Consider the following 17,004-nt stretch of genomic DNA (forward strand, 5'->3'; position numbering starts at 1 on the left):
CCTGACGGTGGAACGGTGTTGAGCGAAAAGGTGCTGGCTGCGCGTTTTGCCGAGGTGGTGCTGCCGCATCTCGGCGACGCGCTGTCGCTCGCCCGCTGGTTGACCGGCAACGCGGCGGACGCCGAGGATGTCGTGCAGGAGGCCTGCCTCAAGGCGCATGCCGGTATTGCCGGCTTTGCCGGCGGCAATCCGCGCGCCTGGCTGCTCACCATCGTGCGCAACGCCTCCTATACATGGATGGCGCGCAACCGTCCGCGCAGCGTCGTGGCCGTCGGCGGCCTCGCCGATCTCGACGACGTGTCGCCGCCGCCCGACAACGACGCAGACAGCCCGGAGGCGGCTTTGATCGCCAAGGCGAACTCGGCGGCGGTGGAAGCGGCGATCGCCAGGCTGCCGGACGCGTTTCGTGAAACGCTGGTGCTGCGCGACATAAACGGGCTCAGCTACCGCGAGATCGCGGCGATGCTCGGCGTGCCGCAAGGCACGGTGATGTCGCGGCTGGCGCGGGCCCGCAGCCTGCTGATGACAGACATTGGAGGGCGCCACCATGAGCCCGCATGAAAATCGCCCGCGTGAGGACGGATTGCCGCAAGACCCGCAGGATATGAAGCTGATGATCCACGCCCTTGTCGATGGCGAACTCGATGCCGCGGCCGCCCTTGCCGTCGAGCGACGCATCGCCGCCGATCCGGAGCTTGCCGCCGAACATGCGCGCATCCTTGCACTACGCAAGGCTGTCGCCGGCATGCCGCGTCCCACTGTCAGCGACGATTTCCTGGCGCGCATCGCGGCAATCGCCGAGGCGAAAGGCGCCGACGAAGCCGAGGCCGGGCAGGCCGCGACCACGACGGCGGCGCCCCAGCCGCAACAGCAGCAGGACAAAATTGTCGAGATGCGGCCGCGCGCTTCGGCGCGTCGCTTCGCCTCCTTCGACTGGCGCCAGATGGCGGCCTCGATCGTGCTGACGGCGTTTCTCGCCAGCGGCGCGACGCAATGGCTGATGGTGCAAAATGCGCCCGACAGTTTCGCGATCGCCGTCGCCAACGGCCATCGCCGCAGCCTGCTCGCGGCGACCCCTGTCGACATCGTGTCGTCCGACCGCCACACGGTGAAGCCGTGGCTCGACGGCCGGATCGGCGTGTCGCCGCCGGCGCCCGACATGGCCAAGGACGGCTACGCGCTGCTTGGCGGACGCGTCGAGGTGATCGGCGACAAGCCGATGCCGGCGCTGGTCTACCGCCACCACGAGCATCTCATCACCCTGGTGGCGGCGCCGCGGCAGAACGACGTCAAATCGATGCCGGCGACGGACGATCTCTCTGCGGGCGGCTTCCTCTTGGTCCACTGGACCGACGGCGCCTTCTCCTACTGGGCGGTCTCGGACGCCGAACGCCCCGCGCTCGATGATTTCGTCGCCCGCTTCCGGGCGGCCATCGTCGCCAATCCGGCGGCGGGCAGCCCGGGCTGAGCCCGGAGCCTGCGGGAGCGTGCTGACACCTTGAAAGTGGTGATCCCGACAGGAATCGAACCTGTGACCTACAGATTAGGAATCTGCCGCTCTATCCTACTGAGCTACGGGACCACGCGGCCCGACACATAACCGCTTCGGGCCGGTTCGCCAAGAGGCGTTGCTGGCCTGCCGAGCAGCACTCGCCGCCTCTCCGCAAAAGCGTCAGGCGGCCAGCGCCGTCTCGGCCAGCCGCACCCAGTAGCTCATGCCGTGCGGGATGACTTCGTCGTTGAAGTCGTAGGCCGGATGGTGGAGGCCGGCCGAGTCGCCATTGCCGATGAAGATGAAGGCGCCGGGGCGCGCTTCCAGCATATAGGAAAAATCCTCGCCGCCCATCACCGGCTGGATGGCGCGGTGGACATGGGCGTCGCCGGCGACGCCGGCGGCGACATCGCTGGCGAAGACCGTCTCTTGCGCATGGTTGAAGGTGACGGGGTAGTTGGCGTCGTAGTCGACCTCGATCGTCGCGCCGAAGGCCGACGCCAGGCCGGCGCAGATGGCGCGCATGCGCTCTTCCGCTCTCCTGGCCACTTCCTTCTTCAGCGTGCGCACCGTGCCGGCGATCTCGGCCTGTTCCGGAATGACGTTATAGGCGTCGCCGGCATGGAACTTCGTCACCGACACCACGACGGCCTCGACCGGATCGGTGCTGCGGGAGGCGATGGTCTGCAGCGCGCCGACCAACTGGCTGGTGATGACGATCGGGTCGATGGTGCCGTGCGGCATCGCCGCATGACCGCCACGTCCCTTGACGGTGATGGTGAACTCGGCGGTCGCCGCCATGATCGGGCCGGGCTTGATGGCGAACTCACCGACGGGAAGGCCCGGCATGTTGTGCATGCCGAACACCTTCGAGATGCCGAAGCGCTCCATCATCCCCTCCTTGACCATTTCGTTGCCGCCGCCGCCGCCTTCCTCGGCCGGCTGGAAGATCACCGCCACCGAACCGGCGAAATTGCGCGTCTCGGCGAGATATTTCGCGGCGCCGAGCAGCATGGCGGTGTGGCCGTCATGGCCGCAGGCATGCATCTTGCCGGGAACGGTCGAGGCATAGGGCTTGCCGGTGACCTCGTTGATGGGCAGCGCGTCCATGTCGGCGCGCAGCCCGATGGTCGAACCCTCGCCCTTGCGGCCGCGAATGATGCCGACGACACCGGTCTTGCCGAGCCCGGTCACAACCTCGTCGCAGCCGAAAGCCTTCAGCTTGTCGGTGACGAAGGCGGCGGTCTGGAAGACGTCGAAATTCAATTCCGGCATCTGGTGCAGATGGCGTCGCCAGCCGGCAACTTCTTCCTGCATTTCCGCAGCACGGTTGAGAATCGGCATAATCGGTCCATTTCTTTGTTAGGCAGACGGTTGAGGCCGCTGCTCAATTGTGATTGTGGCGCTTTGCCATTTTGGCGTCACATAGGGTAAATAGCACCGCATAACGCGGCCGGGTCGAGGGACGGTCCGCATCATGCTGGCCGTCGCGTAACGAAATCTTACGGAGCCAGCGGCAATTACGGCAAGAGGCGATTTCGGAATTGATCATGCGGCAAGGGCATTTCCTCAACCTATTGCTTGCGGGCGCGCTGGCGCTGCCGGTGCTTTCCGGCGCCGCGCGCGCCAATCCGGTGGTGCTTTTCGACCTCAAGAGCGGCAAGGTGCTGGAGCATCAGGACGCCTTCAAGCGCTGGTATCCGGCCTCGCTCAGCAAGCTGATGACGGCCTATGTCGCGTTCCGGGCGATCGCCGCAGGCGAGGTGGCGCTCGATTCGCCGATCACGGTGACGAAACATTCGGCCGGCGAGCCGCCGAGCAAGATGGGCTTCAAGCCGGGTTCGGTGATGCGGCTCGACAATGCGCTGAAGATGATGCTGGTCAAGTCGGCCAACGACATCGCCATGGCGGTCGGCGAGAATATCGGCGGATCGCAGGCGGCCTTCGCCGACCGCATGAATGCCGAGGCAGCCAGGCTCGGCATGGTCGGAACGCATTTCGTCAATCCTAACGGGCTCTATTCGCCGGACCAGTACACGACCGCCCGCGACCTGGCCGTCCTGGTGACGGCGCTCCGCAACGACTTTCCGGAATATGCGCCGTGGTTCTCCATCGAGGGACTTGCCGTCGGCAAGAAGGCGCTGCCGAACTACAATCTGCTGATCGGCCGCTATCCGGGCGCCGACGGCATGAAGACCGGCTTCGTCTGCTCGTCGGGCTTCAACATGATCGGCTCGGCGACGCGCAATGGCCGCACGCTGGTCGCCGTGGTGCTTGGCGAAAAATCCGCCATCAGCCGCGCCGAAACGGCGGCGAGGCTGCTCGACCAGGGTTTTGATACGCCGGCCGCCGGCTCGACGACGCTCGCGGCGCTCAAGCCCTATGGCGACACGCTGTCGCCCAACGACCTGCATGACGAGATCTGCAAGAAGAAGACGAAAGGAGAGCAGTCCGAAGCAGCGCCCGCCGTTGCTGCCAAGGACAAGCCGAAATCGCCTTATCAGGTGAAGCTCGAACACCCGACGCTGATCGCGGTCGGGCTCGGCGGCGCCACCGGCCCGGCGCCCAAGGCCTTCGTCGACCAGGCCGATCAGAACTATGCCGATGTGCCGCTGCCGACCTGGCGGCCCGACAAGCCGCTGCCGGCCGGCGCCGCGCCTGCCGCCACCGCTTCCGCTGCGGCGCAGGGGGATCAGCCGGCCAAGGCCGCGAACTAGCGGTGACCCGGCAGATGAGCGGCACTTTTCCCATACCCGTCTCGGTGCTCACCGGCTTTCTCGGCGCCGGCAAGACGACGCTGCTCAACCGGCTGCTCAAGGATCCGCGGCTTAGCGACACGGCAGTGATCATCAACGAGTTCGGCGAGGTGGCGATCGACCATCTCCTGGTCGAGCAGGCCTCGGACGGCATCATCCAGCTTTCCGACGGCTGCCTTTGCTGCACCGTGCGCGGCGATCTCGTCGATACGCTGGCCGACCTCGTCGACCGGCTGCAGACCGGCCGCATCGCCCGGCTTTCTCGTGTCGTGGTCGAGACCACGGGACTTGCCGACCCCGCGCCGGTGCTGCAGTCGATCATGGCGCATCCGGCGCTGGTGCAGGCCTTTCGGCTGGACGGCGTCATCACGCTGGTCGATGCCGTCAACGGCGGGGCGACGCTCGATGGCCATGTCGAGGCGTTGAAGCAGGCGGCCGTCGCCGACCGCATAGTGCTGACCAAGACCGATCTCGCCGAAGCGGGCGATGTCGGGATCCTGCGGGCGCGACTTCATCAGATAAACCCGGGCGCCGTGCTGCTAGACGTCAACGATCCCGGCACGGGCGCCGCGTCATTGTTCGATTGCGGCCTCTACAATCCCGAAACCAAGAGCGCCGATGTGCGGCGCTGGCTCGGCGAAGAGGCGGCGCATGACCGCGACCATCATAACCACGACGATGATCACGGCGATCATCATCACGACCACCGCCACGATGCCCGCGTACACGCCCACTCGCTCGTCCATGACGGACCGGTGCCGTTCTCGGCCATCGAGATGTTCCTCGATCTGCTGCGCTCGACCCATGGCGAGAAGCTGCTGCGCATGAAGGGCGTTATCGAGCTGGCGGAAGATCCGTCGAGGCCGCTGGTCATCCACGGCGTGCAGAAGATCCTGCATCCGCCGGCAAGGCTGCCGGCCTGGCCGGACGGCCAGCGCGGCACCCGGCTGGTGCTGATCACGCTCGATATGCCGCAAGATTATGTCCAGCGGCTGTTTTCCGCCTTCACCAACAGGCCGTCGATCGATACCCCGGACCGGACGGCGCTCGAAGCCAATCCGCTGGCGATCGCCGGGCTGTAACCCGAAAAGCAGGCAGGTCAGGCCACGACGCCGCGCTCGACCAGGAAGCGATGGCCGCCGTCGACGGCCGCCGTCTCGATCAGCTGATGGCCGGCATCGGCGCAGAAAGCCGGGATGTCGATCACGGCCAGCGGGTCGGTGGTTTCCAGCCACAGGCGGCTGCCGGGCCGCATCGCGGCCAGGCGCTTGCGGGCTTTCAGCACCGGCAGCGGACAGTTCAGGCCCTTGAGATCGTAGATGGTGGCGCGGTTTGCCAAGCTAAAGATCTCAGCCGCCGAACATGCCCAGCAGCTTCTTCTTGAGCTTCGACACGGTGCCTTCGTCGGCGCTCGCTGCCTGTGTCTCAGCCGTCGGCTGGGCGGGCGCCGTCTCGACGCCGGCGGTGACGACCGGCTGCTGGGCTGCCTGCTTGGCGGCTTCCTTCTCGGCCAAAGCTTGCGCCCTGGCCGCTTCCTTGGCGGCCTTGGCCGCCTCGATCGCCGCCAGCCGCTGCTCCTCGGCCTTGCGCTTGGCTTCCTTCTCGGCGTCGAGCGCGGCCATCTTGCGGCCGAGCGGCGAATCGATGCGGCCCATGCGCGCCGTCTCCGTCACCGAGCCGTCAGCGTTCATCGAGGGCGGGTCGATCGGCACGCGCTCGCCGCGGGCGCGGCGCTTCGACCAGTCGGAAACGATGCTGGCTTCCTTGATGCCGGCGATGGTCGGCTTCGGCGCCGGGGTGCTCGAATTCACGGCCGCGTTGTAGGCCGAGTCATAACGCTTCTCGTAATCGGCAAAGGCCGTCTTCAGCGAGTCAGGCTGGTTGGTTGCCGGGCAAGGGCCGGTCGGGTCGAAGGTCGTGCCCTCGGGCGCCACCTGGTTGAAGACGTAGCGCTTCTCGCAGACGTCGACCTTCGGCGGCACCTTGGTGATCTCGAAATTGTCGTAGCCGACCTTCAGCATCTTCCAGAAGTCGTAGTTCGGGTCGTTGCGGTAGCGCGCCATGTTGGCGGCGGTCATGCGGAACGGGAAGGCCTGGATCTGGAACTCGGTCTGGCCGCCCTGGAAGGCATCGCGGCCGAAGGCATAGATCTGCTCGATCTGCGCGTCGGTCATCGAATAGCAGCCGGACGAAGAGCAGGCGCCGTGCACCATCAGATTGGTGCCGGTGCGGCCGTTGGCGCGGTCATAGGCGTTGGGATAGCCGATGTTGAAGGACAGATGGTAGTTCGAGCGCGGATTCATCTGCGACGGGCGCACCGTGTAGAAGCCTTCCGGCGCCTGGCGGTCGCCCTCGGTGTATTTGGGGCCGAGCTTGCCCGACCATTTGCAGATGTCATAGCTGGCGACGAGATCGTAGCGGCCGTTGGTCTTGGCCTTCCAGATCTCCAGCTTGCCTTCTTCCTTGAAGATGCGCGCCATCACCGAGGAGGTGCGGACCATGCCCTTGGCCTTCATGTCGGCAAGGATCTTGTCCGGCAGCGGCTTGTTGGCCTCCGGCGCGAAATCCTTCATCGACGAATCATTGCAGCCGGCAACCCCTATCGAGGCGATCAGGACTCCGGCACGGGCAAGCTTGGCAAACATCGGTACGGCTACGTCTTTTCTCTTGGCCAATGGCTTCGGCATGGCCAGGTCCGCAGGCTGTATACCAATGGACCGTAAGCCCGTTAACCTTGAAAATTCCTTACCGCAAGCCTCAGCCAACCCCTCACGGCGATTTCCATTGAGCCGAATCCGGCGGCATTTTTGTGGCGAAATTCGTCATCGTGGCCACAGTTGAATGCCTGGCAGGGGTCAAAGGCTGCGGCCCATCGCCAGGTATTTCTCGCGGCGCTGCTCGCGGAAGTCGGTGTTGGCGCCGGCAAAGTCCTTCATCGTCTTGGCGATCAGGTCGCCGGTGGCGGCAATCACCGTTTCCGGCGCGCGTTGCGCGCCGCCCATCGGCTCGGGGACGATGGCGTCGATGATCTTCATCTCCAGAAGGTCCTGGGCGGTGATCTTCATGTTGGTCGCCGCGTCCTTGGAGCGGGTGGTGTCACGCCAAAGGATCGAGGCCGCGCCCTCGGGCGAGATCACCGAATAGATGGCATGCTCCAGCATGTAGACGCGGTTGGCGGTGGCGATCGCGATGGCGCCGCCCGAGCCGCCTTCGCCGATGACGACGGAGATCGACGGCACCTTGAGCGCCAGGCAGGCCGAGGTCGAGCGCGCGATGGCCTCGGCCTGGCCGCGCTCCTCGGCACCGACGCCGGGATAGGCGCCGGCGGTGTCCACCAGCGTCAAAAGCGGGATCTTGAAGCGGTCGGCAAGCTCCATCAGCCGCACCGCCTTGCGGTAACCCTCAGGGCGCACCGAGCCGAAGTTGTGCTTGATGCGGCTTGCCGTGTCCGAGCCCTTCTCCTGGCCGATCACCGCCACCGGCTCGCCGCGGAAACGGGCGAAGCCGCCGACGATCGCCTGGTCGTCGCCGAAATTGCGGTCGCCGGCCAAAGGCGTGAAATCGCTGAACAGGCCCTTGATGTAGTCGACACAGTGCGGGCGGTCCGGATGGCGCGCGACCTGCACCTTCTGCCAAGGGGTGAGTGCCTTGTAGAGGTCGCGCAACGCGTCGCGCGAACGCTTTTCCAGCCGGTTGATCTCGTCGGCGACATCGACCGCCTCGCCGTTCTCCGCAAGCTTCTTCAGCTCGAGGATCTTGAGCTCCAGATCCTGCACCGGCTTTTCGAAATCGAGGTAATTGTACATGCTTGGGCGGACCGATCCGTCGGAAGGCAATGGCTGGCGGAACCCTGGAAATGCTGGCTCCGGGCGGTGGAACGTCGCCCTCACATAGCGATATGAGGCCTAGTCGGCAAGCGGATGATGATCGTTGACCAGCCGCACCAGCCGCTCCTCCAGCACATGGGTGTAGATCTGGGTGGTGGAGATATCGGCATGGCCAAGCAGTTGCTGGACGGCCCTGAGATCGGCGCCGTTCTGCAGGAGATGGCTGGCAAAGGCATGGCGAAGCACATGCGGCGAGATCTTGGCCGAGGCGATGCCGGCCCTTGCCGCCAAGCCCTTGAGGTCGCGCGCAAAGACTTGCCGGGAAAGATGGCCGCTGTCGGATGACGCCGGAAACAGGAACGGGCTCTCGGCATGGGCCGGCCTTGCTGCCCGTTCCGCAAGCCATGCGCGCATCGCATCGCGCGCCTTGGCCGACAGCGGCACCATGCGCTCCTTGTCGCCCTTGCCGCGCACCATGAAGAAACGGTCGTCGCGCTGCGCCACCGTCACCGGCAGGCCGACCAGTTCGGAAACGCGCAGGCCGGTGGCGTAGAGCACCTCGACCAGCGCATGCAGGCGCAGCGCCGCCAGCCGGTCGCCGTCCGGCGCGGCGCCGCCCGCCTCCTCGGCCGCGCGGTCGAGCAGGCGGCCGGTCTCGGCTTCCGTCATGGTCTTTGGCAGCGGCCGGCCCTTCCTCGGGCTGTCCAGCGTGCCCGTCGGGTCGTCGCCGCGCAGGCCCTCGGCATAGAGGAACTTGAAGAACTGGCGGATCGCCGACAATTTGCGCGCCTGCGAGGTCGGCGCGAAGCCCCGCGCGGCGATGTCGTCGAGATAGGCGCGGATGTCGGCGGCCCCCGCTCCCGCCAGTCCGCCGCCGATGGCTTGCGCGGCGTCCTCCAGGTCGCGGCGGTAGGAGGAAAGCGTGTTTTCGGCCGCGCCCCGCTCGGCGCTCATCATCTCCAGAAAGGCTTCGATGCGGGCCGCGCTGTTCATCTGCCCGGGGTCAGTTCTTCTTCGGGTTGAGCTTTTCGGTGGGAATGCGCACGCTCATTTCCGCCTTCTTCGGCTCAACGAACATCGCCAGCGCGAACATCGCGCCATAAGCGAGCCCTGCAAGAACCGCCAGCGTCACGACAAAGCGAAACAATGTCGGCATTCAGTCTTCGCCCGTCTTCTTGATCTGCGATTCCAAACCCTGTGCCCTTATGGGACGCCAATCCGGCCAATTCAAGGACGAAGGATCTGTCGGCGAAGGTTCCGGGTGGAAAGCTACGCGATCCGGTCCGCTTGCGGCGCCGCGCTTGACGCAAACAGGCTTTTGATGTCGATACGGCGCAAAGAGGGTTCCTTATGAACGCGCCGCCAGCAAATCCGCCGGACGAAGGCCGTGTCGCGCTGCTCGAGCGGCTCGGCAGCCGCTCCATCGTCTTTGTCGGCCTGATGGGCGCCGGCAAGACTGCGATCGGCCGCAAGGTGGCGGCGATGCTGTCGCTGCCCTTCATCGACAGCGACCAGGAGATCGAGAGCGTGTCGCGCATGACCGTGCCGGAATTGTTCGAGCGCTATGGTGAGCCTGAATTCCGGGCGCTGGAGCAGCGGGTGATCCTGCGTCTGCTCGAGAACGGCCCGCAGGTCCTGTCGACCGGCGGCGGCGCCTTCATGAACGCGCAGACGCGCGGAGCGATCGCCGGCCACGCCGTCTCGGTCTGGCTGAAAGCCGATCTCGATCTCTTGATGGAGCGCGTGTCGAAGAAGCAGAACCGGCCGCTGTTGAAGAATCCCGATCCGCGCGGCGTATTGGAGCGCCTGATGCGAGAGCGCTATCCGGTCTATGCCGCGGCCGACATCACGGTGCCGACCCGCGACGACCGCAAGGAAGTCATTGCCGGCGAGGTGGTGTGCGCGCTTTGCGCCCATCTTGGCGTCGCCGCGATCACCACCAGCGACGAGGTGGACAAGTGAGCCGTACCGAAGCGGTGAAGGTCGAGGTCGGGCTTGGCGACCGTGCCTATGACATTTTGATCGGGCCGGGCCTGCTCGCCGGCGCCGGGACCGAAATTGCGAGCCGCCTTCCCGGCACGCGCGCGGCCATCATCACCGACGAGAACGTCGCCGCCGCGCATCTCGAGACGCTGAAGACCGGCCTGGGAAAAGGCGGCATCCAGGCCGCCGTCATCACGCTCCCGGCCGGTGAAAAGACCAAGAGTTTTGCCCATCTCGAGGAGGTGGTCGACGTCGTGCTCGCCGCCAAGCTCGAACGCCGCGACGTGGTGATCGCACTCGGTGGTGGCGTCATCGGCGACCTTGCCGGCTTCGCCGCCGGCATCGTGCGGCGCGGGATGAATTTCGTGCAGGTGCCGACCTCGTTGCTGGCGCAGGTCGATTCTTCCGTCGGTGGCAAGACCGGTATCAACAGCGCGCGCGGCAAGAACCTGGTCGGGGTCTTCAACCAGCCTAAGCTGGTGCTGGCCGACACCGGCGTGCTCGACACGCTGCCGATCCGCGAGTTCCGCGCCGGCTATGCCGAGCTCGCCAAATACGGATTGATCGATCGCCCCGGCTTCTTCGCCTGGCTGGAGGAGAACTGGCAAAAAGTGTTTGCCGGCGGCCAGGAGCGGACCGAAGCCATCGCCGAAGCCTGCCGCGCCAAGGCCGATGTTGTGGCCCGCGACGAGTTCGAGACCGGCGACCGCGCGCTGCTCAATCTCGGCCACACGTTCGGCCACGCGTTGGAGGCCGCCACCAATTATGACGGGGTCCGCCTCGTCCATGGCGAGGGCGTCGCCATCGGCATGGCGCTGGCGCACCGTTTCTCCGCGCGCCTCAATCTGGCGAGCCCGGACGATGCAGAGCGCGTGGAAGCGCATCTGCGCGCCGTCGGCCTGCCCTGGCGGATGGCCGACATACCGGGCGAATTGCCGGACGCAGAGGCGCTGCTTGGCTTCATCACCCAGGACAAGAAGGTGTCGCGCGGCGCGCTCACCTTCATCCTGACGCGCGGCGTCGGCCAGGCCTTCATCGCCAAGGACGTGCCGCCGTCGGAAGTGCTGTCGTTCCTCAAGGCGAGCCATCCCGAATCGCTCAAGACGAGCCGTTCCAGATGAGCGACGCCGGCTGGATTGCCGCAGCCGTCCTTGCCGCCGTGGTTGTCTTGGCGCTCTTATTCCGCACGCGCCTGCTTGCCGCTTTCGGCTACACGCTTGAGGCGATGGAGCCACAAAGCCCCAAGGACGGCGACGCGGACCAGCAGGACGAGGATTCCCGCCGCGAAGGGCCGGCGCGAGAGGACCGCAACCGGCTGGGCGATCTGTTCGAGCTCGAGGAGCTCGAGGTTTCGGATGTGATGGTCCACCGCACCAACATGCGTTCGGTCAATGCCGACAATCCGCCGGAAGCAGTGGTGCGAGAGATCCTGCAGAGCCCGCACACCCGGATGCCGCTCTGGAAAGGCTCGCTCGACAACATAGTCGGCGTGCTGCACGCCAAGGACCTTTTGAGGGCCCTCAACGAGGTCGGCAACGATTTTTCCCGGATCGATGTGATGAAGATCGCGTCGAAGCCGTGGTTCGTGCCGGATACGACCACCTTGCAGGACCAGCTCAACGCCTTCCTGCGCCGCAAGGCGCATTTCGCCATCGTCGTCGACGAATATGGCGAGGTCGAAGGGCTGGTGACACTGGAAGACATTATCGAGGAGATCGTCGGCGAGATCGCCGACGAGCACGATGTCGACATGCAGGGCGTCAAGCAGGAGGCGGACGGCTCGGTCGTCGTCGAGGGAACAGTGCCGATCCGCGATCTCAACCGCGCGCTCGACTGGGATCTGCCGGACGAGGAGGCGACGACGATCGCCGGCCTGGTCATCCATGAAACGCAGACGATCCCCGAGGAGAAGCAGGCATTCACCTTCCACGGCAAGCGTTTTGTCGTGATGAAGCGCGACAAAAACCGCATTGCAAGGCTGAGGATCCGGCCCGCCGGCGAGGGCTAGTTCAGGTTGGAGAGGCGGGCCTGCGCTCTCAAAGTTCCTTCGTCGAGCGCTCGCTGAGCATCGCGCCCGTTTCAGCATCCATTGCCGCCAGGCTGACATCGTAGCCCCACAGGCTTCGGATATGGCGCAGGGTCGCGTCGCGGCTTTGGTCCTCGAGCAGGATGCCGTCCTTGACATTGTGCCGCAGCCGCAGTTGCCGGTCGCCCAGAAGGTCCACGTCGACCACCTGGATGTCGGGCCGGCTCGCCCCCACGTCGTAGCGTTGGGCCAGCGCGGACCGTATCTTGCCATAGCCGCGCTCGTTGTGGATCGAGGCGACTTCGAAATGCGGCTCGTCGGCACCGTCGGCCAGCACGAAGAGCCGCCATTTCCGGATCAGGGCCGGGCTCAGATACTGGCGAATGAAGGATTCGTCACGGTGGTTGGCCCAGGCATCGAGCAGGGTGTCGCGCCAGTCGCCGCGGCCGGCGATGTCCGGAAACCAGTCGCGGTCCTCCGCGGTCGGCTCAGTCGAGATGCGCTGGATGTCCTGCATCATGTCGAGACCCAGCGCGTAGGGATTGATGCCGGAAAAGCGCGGGTCGTCGAAGCCTGGCTGGAAGACAACGTTCGAATGGTTGCGCAAGATCTCGAGCATGGCGCCTTCGCTGATGCGGCCGCGGTCGAAAAGCGTGTTCATGATCGTGTAGTGCACGAAGGTGGCGCAGCCCTCGTTCATCACCTGGGTTTGCCGCTGCGGATAAAAATACTGCGCGATGACACGCACGATCCTGACGATCTCGCGCTGCCAGGGCTCAAGGACGAGGCTGTTCTTCTCGAGGAAATAGAGCAGGTTCTCCTCGGGCAGATTGAGCGACCTCTTCCGCTCGGCAAGGATTTCGTGCCCCGCCTCCGGCTTGTTCTTTCCGGGCGAGGGCGGCAACGTCCGCCAGAGATCGTTGAAGGAACGCTCCTCATATTCGAGCCGCTCGCGCAGCCCTTCGCGCTGCTGCTCGGAGGACAGCTTCGGCGGCCGGCGGTAGCGGAACACGCCCTGTTCCATCAGCGCGTGGGCGGAATCGAGGATCGCCTCGACGGCGGCCAGGCCGTGCCGTTCCTCGCACCGGGCCACGTAGCTCTTGGCAAAATCGAGATAGCTCAGGATCCCCCCGGCGTCCGTCCATTGCCGGAAAAGGTGATTGTTCTTGAAGAAATGGTTGTGGCCCAGCGCTGCATGGGCGGTCACCAGGGCCTGCAAGGCCATGGTGTTCTCCTCCATCAGGTAGACGATGCAGGGGGTGGAATTGATGACCAGTTCGTAGGCCAGACCGCGGGCGCCCTTGCGGTAGAGAAGTTCATCATAGAGGAAACGTTTGCCGAACGACCAATGCCGATACATCAGCGGCATGCCGACCGACGAGTAGGCGTCGAGCATCTGCTCGGAGGAAATGACCTCCATCTGCACCGGATAGATATCGAGGCGAAGCTCTTCGGTCCCGATCGCCTCGATCTCTTCGTAGGCCCGCGACAGTTTCGCAAAATCCCAGTCAGATCCGGAAAACAGCAACTCGGATTTGCGCGCGTGACCGACCATCAGCCCTGTCCCATCGACTCAGGCCCTCACGCACTCTTGCGCAGGGCAGGCTGCCTGGCGAAAAGCTCGCGAAAGACCGGATAGATATCGGCCGGGGCAGCGATGCGTCTCATTTGGAAATTCGGCCATTTACCGTCGACGGCGTTGTAGGCTCGCCAGAGCGATGTCCCGTTTTCGGTCGAGCCGAAAATGTGGCTTTCCCGTTCGTCGATGATCTCCACATAGGCGAAATACTGGCAAAGGCGCATGAGCTTGCGGTCGAGCAGTTCTATGCAGCGCTCGGAATCGGTGGCGAAGTTGTCGCCGTCGGAAGCCTGGGCGGCATAGATGTTCCATTCGGAGACCGGATAGCGCTGCTCGATGATGCGGTGCATTTCCTCGAGCGCCGTGGAGACGACGGTGCCGCCGCTTTGCGTGTGGTAGAAGAATGTATGCTCGTCCACCTCCTTGGCCTCGTGGGTGTGGCGAATGAAGACGACATCGATGCGCTCGTAACGTCGTGTCAGGAAAAGGTGCAGCAGCACGAAGAAGCGTTTGGCCAGATCCTTCTCGCGCTCTCCCATCGATCCCGAGACGTCCATCAGACAGAACATGACCGCGCTTGCATTCGGCACCGGCTGCGGGTCGAAGCGATTGAAACGGATGTCGACCGGATCGACATAGGCAATTCGCTTGCGCCGGCGCTCGAGCCGGTCAAGCTGCTCGCGCAGAGCCGCCAGGCGTGCGCGCACTGCTGGGCTTGCCGGCTTCGATGTCAGCTCGGCAATCTGGCTGGCGATCGCGTTCACCTCCGCCTGCTTGGGACGCCTGAGCGCGATGCGGCGGCCGTGGCTGTTCCGCATCGTGCGTCCGACATTGATGTTCGTCGGCGACCCGCTTGCCCTGAAGCCTGCCCGTCTCGGCTTGAAGCTCAGTATCTGCTTGAGATTGAGCTTGACCAGATCGGGCAGCTCGAGATCCTCGAAGAAGAGGTCGAGCACTTCCTCGCGCGACAGCACAAAGCGGAAGTCGTCTTCGGATTCCGTGGTCCCTGGACTCGAAGAGCCGGCGCCCCCGCCGCCGGGCTTGGGGATCAGATCACCGGGGCTGAACGTCTTGTTTCCGGGCAGGATGTGCTGACGCCGCCCGCTGTCCTTGGCGTCGTTGAAGGCCGGTTCGCTGGTACCCTTCCGCGGCATCGGCACGGCGAGCTCCTTGTCCAGCTCGGCGATGCGGCCCGTGCGGACGTGGTCGCGGATGCTCTGCTTTAGCTCTTCCCGCGCGCGCCTCAAGAAGCGCTGGCGATTGCCCAGGCTTTTGTCCTTCGGATTCAGTCGGCGGTCGATGAAGATCGGCATGGAACCGTTCCGGTTTTGCTCAACCCGCCTTGTTCACGCGCATATACCAGTCGACGAGCCGACGCACCTGCCGCTGAGTATAGCCGCGCTCCACCATCCGCTGCACGAATTCGTTGTGCCGCCTCTCCGTGACGCTGTCCTGCTTCGAGCCGAAACTGATCACCGGCAGCAGATCCTCGACCTGGCCGAACATGCGCTTCTCGATGACCTCGCGGAGCTTTTCATAGCTCGTCCAGGATGGGTTGCGGCCGTGATTGCGCGCCCGGGCGCGCAAGGTGAATTTGACCACTTCGTTGCGGAAGTCCTTGGGATTGGCGATGCCGGCCGGTTTTTCGACCTGCGACAATTCCTTGTCCAGGACCTCGCGATTGAGGATCTGGCCGGTATCGGGGTCCTTGTAGTCCTGATCCTCGATCCAGGCGTCGGCGTAGGCGATATAGCGGTCGAAAAGGTTCTGGCCGTACTCGCTGTAGGATTCCAGATAAGCCTTCTGGATCTCGTGGCCGATGAACTCGGCATAGCGCGCCGCGAGTTCCGACTTGATGAATTCGAGATAGGCCGCTTCCGTTTCCTTCGGGAATTGCTCGCGCTTGATCGCCTCCTCGAGAATGTACATCAGGTGCACCGGATCGGCGGCCACCTCCTTGGTGTCGTAGTTGAAGGTCTGGGACAGGATCTTGAAGGCGAAGCGCGTGCTGACCCCGGTCATGCCTTCGTCGACGCCGGCGGCATCGCGATATTCCTGGACCGACTTCGCCTTTGGGTCGACTTCCTTGAGGTTCTCGCCGTCATAGGCGCGCATCTTGGTGTAGAGCGGCGAATTTTCATGCTCCGCAAGGCGGGTTGAGACGGTGAACCGGCTGAGAATGTCCAGCACCTCGGGCGCGCAGGGGCTGTTCGCCAGTTCGCTTTCGCGCAGCAGCTTCTCGTAAATCTGCCTCTCTTCGGTGACGCGAAGGCAATAGGGCACCTTGACCACGAGGATGCGGTCGAGGAAGGCCTCATTGTTCTTGTTGTTCTTGAACTGCTGCCATTCCGACTCGTTGGAATGGGCAACGACGATGCCCTGATAGGGGAAGGCGCCGAAATTCTCGGTGCCGTTGTAGCTGCCTTCCTGGGTTGCCGTCAGCAACGGGTGCAGGACCTTGATGGGCGCCTTGAACATTTCGACGAATTCGAGCAGGCCCTGCGTGGTCCGGTTCAAGCCGCCGCTGTAGGAGTAGGCATCCGGATCCGACTGGCTGAAGTTTTCCAATTGCCTGATGTCGACCTTGCCAACCAGGGCCGAGACGTCCTGATTGTTCTCGTCGCCAGGCTCGGTCTTGGCGATGGCGATCTGGCGAAGCCGCGACGGCGCCAGCTTGACCACGCTGAACTTGGAAATGTCGCCCGACAGTTCGTCCAGGCGCTTGGCCGCCCAGGGCGAGATGAGGCCGTTCAGCCGGCGACGGGCTATTCCGTATTTGTCTTCCAGCAAATCGCTCATGCGATCGGGATGGAAAAGGCCGAGCGGCGATTCGAAAATCGGACTGATCTGGTTGCCGACCTTGAGCGTGTAGATCGGTCGCTGCTCCATCAGCTTCTTCAGACGCTCGGCGAGCGAGGACTTGCCGCCGCCGACCGGGCCAAGCAGGTAGAGAATCTGCTTGCGCTCCTCGAGCCCCTGCGAGGCGTAGCGGAAATATCCGGCGATGCGCTCGATCGTGTCCTCCATCCCGTAGAAGTCGGAGAAGGAGGGGTACACCTTGATAGTGCGGTTCGAGAAAATCCGCCCGAGTCGCTCATCCTTGCTGGTGTCGATCAGGTTCGGCTCGCCTATTGCCTCGACCATGCGCTCAGGGGCCGAGGCATACATGGATTTGTCCTCGCGACAGGCTAGAAGATATTGCTGGAGGCTGATCTCTTCCTGGGCCGCGTTCGCGTAAATCTCCGAAAACAGATCGAAGACGTCGGATTGGTTCTCTCGCATGATATTCTGCCCTCAGAGCCGCTCTGGCTTCCAGTCGGCCAGTCAGCTCGTCTCGTATT

Annotated in this window: 16 protein-coding genes and 1 tRNA gene; 7 read left to right on the plus strand and 10 right to left on the minus strand. The window is 64.4% G+C overall.

The genetic code is table 11. The features are described 5' to 3' along the window. Positions 1–18 precede the first annotated feature (18 nt). Positions 19–561, plus strand: coding sequence for a sigma-70 family RNA polymerase sigma factor (locus EN853_RS01380; protein ID WP_245516788.1), 543 nt, complete (start codon positions 19–21; stop codon positions 559–561). Next, positions 548–1,468: an anti-sigma factor gene (locus tag EN853_RS01385; protein WP_127857483.1), complete on the plus strand. Its 921-nt coding sequence runs from the start codon at positions 548–550 to the stop codon at positions 1,466–1,468. Before EN853_RS01380 ends, EN853_RS01385 begins: the two co-directional genes overlap by 14 nt. 37 nt (positions 1,469–1,505) lie before the next feature. Here EN853_RS01385 and EN853_RS01390 read toward each other — a convergent pair. Both EN853_RS01390 and EN853_RS01395 read right to left on the minus strand, forming a co-directional pair. Beyond that, positions 1,506–1,582, minus strand: a tRNA-Arg gene (locus EN853_RS01390). Positions 1,583–1,672: 90 nt separating this feature from the next. Next, complete coding sequence (locus tag EN853_RS01395) at positions 1,673–2,836, minus strand: M20 aminoacylase family protein (protein ID WP_127857484.1); 1,164 nt, start codon at positions 2,834–2,836, stop codon at positions 1,673–1,675. A gap of 206 nt (positions 2,837–3,042) precedes the next feature. Here EN853_RS01395 and EN853_RS01400 point away from each other — a divergent pair, with 206 nt between their 5' ends. Together EN853_RS01400 and EN853_RS01405 are read left to right on the plus strand one after the other, a co-directional pair. Further along, the gene (locus EN853_RS01400; protein WP_127857485.1) at positions 3,043–4,209 is read left to right on the plus strand and encodes a D-alanyl-D-alanine carboxypeptidase family protein; all 1,167 of its coding nucleotides are present in this window, start codon (positions 3,043–3,045) and stop codon (positions 4,207–4,209) included. 14 nt (positions 4,210–4,223) lie between these two features. After that, on the plus strand, positions 4,224–5,330 hold the full coding sequence (locus EN853_RS01405) for a GTP-binding protein (protein WP_127857486.1): 1,107 nt from the start codon (positions 4,224–4,226) through the stop codon (positions 5,328–5,330). 17 nt (positions 5,331–5,347) lie between these two features. Here the strand turns inward: EN853_RS01405 and EN853_RS01410 are convergent, their stop codons facing one another. The 5 genes from EN853_RS01410 to EN853_RS01430 all read right to left on the minus strand — a co-directional run bounded on the left by EN853_RS01410 (position 5,348) and on the right by EN853_RS01430 (position 9,231). Beyond that, on the minus strand, positions 5,348–5,587 hold the full coding sequence (locus EN853_RS01410; RefSeq protein WP_167524342.1) for a sulfurtransferase TusA family protein: 240 nt from the start codon (positions 5,585–5,587) through the stop codon (positions 5,348–5,350). Between the two features lie 10 nt (positions 5,588–5,597). Beyond that, positions 5,598–6,893 (minus strand): murein L,D-transpeptidase family protein, encoded by a 1,296-nt coding sequence (locus EN853_RS01415; protein WP_127857625.1) that lies wholly within the window; start codon positions 6,891–6,893, stop codon positions 5,598–5,600. A gap of 210 nt (positions 6,894–7,103) precedes the next feature. Beyond that, entirely contained in the window at positions 7,104–8,054 is a 951-nt protein-coding gene (locus EN853_RS01420) for an acetyl-CoA carboxylase carboxyltransferase subunit alpha (protein WP_059187997.1), read from the minus strand. Between the two features lie 99 nt (positions 8,055–8,153). After that, positions 8,154–9,068 (minus strand): site-specific tyrosine recombinase XerD, encoded by a 915-nt coding sequence (locus EN853_RS01425; RefSeq protein ID WP_127857488.1) that lies wholly within the window; start codon positions 9,066–9,068, stop codon positions 8,154–8,156. 10 nt (positions 9,069–9,078) lie between these two features. Next, positions 9,079–9,231, minus strand: a complete 153-nt coding sequence (locus tag EN853_RS01430) for a histidine kinase (RefSeq protein WP_127857489.1) — start codon at positions 9,229–9,231, stop codon at positions 9,079–9,081. A gap of 194 nt (positions 9,232–9,425) precedes the next feature. Here EN853_RS01430 and EN853_RS01435 point away from each other — a divergent pair, with 194 nt between their 5' ends. The 3 genes from EN853_RS01435 to EN853_RS01445 are packed head-to-tail and all read left to right on the plus strand — an operon-like array spanning position 9,426 to position 12,066. Next, positions 9,426–10,037, plus strand: a complete 612-nt coding sequence (locus EN853_RS01435; protein ID WP_127857490.1) for a shikimate kinase — start codon at positions 9,426–9,428, stop codon at positions 10,035–10,037. Continuing rightward, positions 10,034–11,179 carry a 3-dehydroquinate synthase gene (gene aroB / locus EN853_RS01440; protein ID WP_127857491.1) on the plus strand — a complete coding sequence of 382 codons (1,146 nt, stop codon included), beginning with the start codon at positions 10,034–10,036 and terminating at the stop codon, positions 11,177–11,179. The genes EN853_RS01435 and aroB overlap by 4 nt, the downstream gene beginning before the upstream one ends. After that, positions 11,176–12,066, plus strand: coding sequence for a transporter associated domain-containing protein (locus tag EN853_RS01445; RefSeq protein ID WP_127857492.1), 891 nt, complete (start codon positions 11,176–11,178; stop codon positions 12,064–12,066). The genes aroB and EN853_RS01445 overlap by 4 nt, the downstream gene beginning before the upstream one ends. 28 nt (positions 12,067–12,094) lie before the next feature. On the opposite strand, the gene EN853_RS01450 is transcribed toward EN853_RS01445, so the two are convergent. Genes EN853_RS01450 through EN853_RS01460 form a run of 3 tightly spaced genes read right to left on the minus strand, consistent with a single transcriptional unit; the run spans position 12,095 to position 16,945 of the window. Next, the gene (locus tag EN853_RS01450; RefSeq protein ID WP_127857493.1) at positions 12,095–13,639 is read right to left on the minus strand and encodes a SpoVR family protein; all 1,545 of its coding nucleotides are present in this window, start codon (positions 13,637–13,639) and stop codon (positions 12,095–12,097) included. 26 nt (positions 13,640–13,665) lie between these two features. Further along, entirely contained in the window at positions 13,666–14,976 is a 1,311-nt protein-coding gene (locus tag EN853_RS01455) for a YeaH/YhbH family protein (RefSeq protein ID WP_127857494.1), read from the minus strand. 19 nt (positions 14,977–14,995) lie between these two features. Further along, positions 14,996–16,945 (minus strand): PrkA family serine protein kinase, encoded by a 1,950-nt coding sequence (locus EN853_RS01460; RefSeq protein ID WP_127857495.1) that lies wholly within the window; start codon positions 16,943–16,945, stop codon positions 14,996–14,998. Between the last annotated feature and the right edge of the window lie 59 nt (positions 16,946–17,004).

The sequence above is a fragment of the Mesorhizobium sp. M1C.F.Ca.ET.210.01.1.1 genome (genome assembly GCF_004791585.1).
In the GTDB taxonomy this organism is placed as follows: domain Bacteria; phylum Pseudomonadota; class Alphaproteobacteria; order Rhizobiales; family Rhizobiaceae; genus Mesorhizobium.

Coding starts and splice junctions, on each gene's coding strand:
- EN853_RS01385 (WP_127857483.1), top strand. CDS start 548: ATGAGCCCGCATGAAAATCGCCCGCGTGAGGACGGATTGCCGCAAGAC.
- EN853_RS01395 (WP_127857484.1), bottom strand. CDS start 2,836: ATGCCGATTCTCAACCGTGCTGCGGAAATGCAGGAAGAAGTTGCCGGC.
- EN853_RS01400 (WP_127857485.1), top strand. CDS start 3,043: ATGCGGCAAGGGCATTTCCTCAACCTATTGCTTGCGGGCGCGCTGGCG.
- EN853_RS01405 (WP_127857486.1), top strand. CDS start 4,224: ATGAGCGGCACTTTTCCCATACCCGTCTCGGTGCTCACCGGCTTTCTC.
- EN853_RS01415 (WP_127857625.1), bottom strand. CDS start 6,893: ATGTTTGCCAAGCTTGCCCGTGCCGGAGTCCTGATCGCCTCGATAGGG.
- EN853_RS01420 (WP_059187997.1), bottom strand. CDS start 8,054: ATGTACAATTACCTCGATTTCGAAAAGCCGGTGCAGGATCTGGAGCTC.
- EN853_RS01425 (WP_127857488.1), bottom strand. CDS start 9,068: ATGAACAGCGCGGCCCGCATCGAAGCCTTTCTGGAGATGATGAGCGCC.
- EN853_RS01430 (WP_127857489.1), bottom strand. CDS start 9,231: ATGCCGACATTGTTTCGCTTTGTCGTGACGCTGGCGGTTCTTGCAGGG.
- EN853_RS01435 (WP_127857490.1), top strand. CDS start 9,426: ATGAACGCGCCGCCAGCAAATCCGCCGGACGAAGGCCGTGTCGCGCTG.
- EN853_RS01445 (WP_127857492.1), top strand. CDS start 11,176: ATGAGCGACGCCGGCTGGATTGCCGCAGCCGTCCTTGCCGCCGTGGTT.
- EN853_RS01450 (WP_127857493.1), bottom strand. CDS start 13,639: ATGGTCGGTCACGCGCGCAAATCCGAGTTGCTGTTTTCCGGATCTGAC.
- EN853_RS01455 (WP_127857494.1), bottom strand. CDS start 14,976: ATGCCGATCTTCATCGACCGCCGACTGAATCCGAAGGACAAAAGCCTG.
- EN853_RS01460 (WP_127857495.1), bottom strand. CDS start 16,945: ATGCGAGAGAACCAATCCGACGTCTTCGATCTGTTTTCGGAGATTTAC.